The sequence below is a fragment of the Vibrio sp. 1167 genome (genome assembly GCF_033340375.1).
Taxonomy (GTDB): Bacteria; Pseudomonadota; Gammaproteobacteria; order Enterobacterales; family Vibrionaceae; genus Vibrio; species Vibrio alginolyticus.
The window spans coordinates 1-1,059 of the sequence record NZ_JAWOWK010000119.1; the positions used below are offsets into that span (position 1 = coordinate 1).

1 protein-coding gene is annotated in these 1,059 nt (G+C 44.7%); it reads right to left on the reverse strand.

Going from position 1 to position 1,059, the window contains the following annotated elements:
* Nucleotides 1–644, reverse strand: a 644-nt coding sequence (locus R7Z78_RS24780; protein WP_169643743.1) for a molybdopterin-dependent oxidoreductase, incomplete at its 3' end; no start/stop codon positions are given.
* Nucleotides 645–1,059: the final 415 nt, after the last annotated feature.

The window sequence follows — 1,059 nt, forward strand, 5'->3', positions numbered from 1 at the left end:
TTTTTTATCGCTAAATGTAAATCGGCTTGCTGCGCCGTAACAGTTTCTCGTGGATCGATCACCACTAACTTGAGGCTTGGATTTTTCTCTCTCGCTTGTTGAATTCGACGAAATAACACCGGGTGCGTCCATGCTGTATTCGCTCCGCAGATAATCAGTAATTCCGTGCTATCAATGTCGTCATAGTTGACCGACACAACATCCTCACCAAAAGCGCGAATGTGTGCGGCAACTGCCGATGACATACACAAACGCGAGTTCGTATCGATATTAGCGCTGCCGACGTACCCTTTCATCAGCTTGTTAGCAACGTAATAGTCTTCCGTTAACAACTGACCAGAAACGTACATCGCGACGGAATCTGGTCCAAATTCTGCTTTAGCTTGATGGATCTTTTCAGCAATCATGTTTGTGGCTTGCGACCAGTGAATTTCTTTACCTTGTGGCCGCTCTTTGGTGACAAGCTTCGGATACAAAAGGCGTGATGGCATGTTTAAGCTTTCAGCCAACGCAACACCTTTCACACATAAGGCTCCCGCGTTCGCAGGATGGTTATCGTCCCCAACAATTCCTTTTGAGTTTACTTCAACCCCGCATCCTACCCCGCAATAAGGACAGGTCGTTTTTCTGCATCCTTGCGACATTACGCCTCCTGCTATTGACCAACACGACTTACAAACACAACCATGCGAGCAAAAAAAAGCCTCTCCAAACTGGAGAGGCTGCAATGCCTTTAACGCTGTAAGTACATTTTTAAAAAGTAATACCCTAACCCGCATCTCCGCCTGCTCTGGAGAGCGGTCATCGAGTTAACGATGAACATTCTACAAATAGCAAACACAGTGCCAATAATGAAAATGCTTTAATTACAAGGCATTATGAAAAGTGATGAACGGGGTATTTTTAAATCCGCACATTTTAAGTGCAGATTAGACTCATTTCTGTGCAGGCCTACTTTACGAATTCCATCACCAAGCGGGATTCTTCATCACCGAAGTAATTCGCTACTTCTTCTAGTACAGTAAAACCCATAGATTGATAGAGAGACAATGCAGGTTG